Annotated in this window: 1 protein-coding gene; it reads right to left on the reverse strand. The window is 66.2% G+C overall.

The features are described from left to right. Positions 1–659: IS66 family transposase (locus JKL46_RS35030; protein WP_201843058.1), on the reverse strand; the 659-nt coding region annotated here is incomplete at both ends.

Raw genomic sequence — 659 nt, forward strand, 5'->3', positions numbered from 1 at the left:
CCTCGCCGCTGCGGTAGGCCCACATATACGAGGTGCTGGTGGGGTCCTTGTCCTTTTCCTTCAGCACCTGAACCGTAGTCTCGTCACCATGGATGACGGTCTGGGATCGCAGCCGCAGCTTCAGCGCGTCATAGAGGCGAAGCAGATGCCTCTCGCTCGAACCGATCACCCAGTGGCCCAGTGCGCCGCGGCTGACAGGAACCCCGGCCCGCGCGAAGGCCTGCGCCAGGCGATAGAGCGGCGTGCCGTCGACATATTTGTGAACGAGCGCGAAGGCCAGCGTCGAGGCCGTGGCGATACTGCCGGGCAAAGGCTGCGCAGGCATCGGCGCGATGACGACGGGTGTGCTGATCCCGGTGCGGTCGCAGTTGCGGCACGCATATTTGGCCCGGGCATTCTGCAAAACCTTCGCCTTCACCTCGATCTGCAGCTGCTCGGTCACCAGCTCGCCCATGCGATGCATCGGGTGGCTGCAGCACGGACAGACCTTCTGGTCCTCGGCAAGGTCATACTCGACGCGCTCGCGCGGCAGGTTCGCCGGCAGGGGCCGGCGCCCGCGTTTCTTGCCCCCCGGCTTCTCAGTGTCCGGCAATCCCGTGTCCGGAAGTTCAACGGCATCCGCCTCGTCGCTGCCCTCGTCTGCATCGGCCTCGCGGGCG

Source organism: Microvirga zambiensis WSM3693 (assembly GCF_016735695.1).
In the GTDB taxonomy this organism is placed as follows: domain Bacteria; phylum Pseudomonadota; class Alphaproteobacteria; order Rhizobiales; family Beijerinckiaceae; genus Microvirga; species Microvirga zambiensis.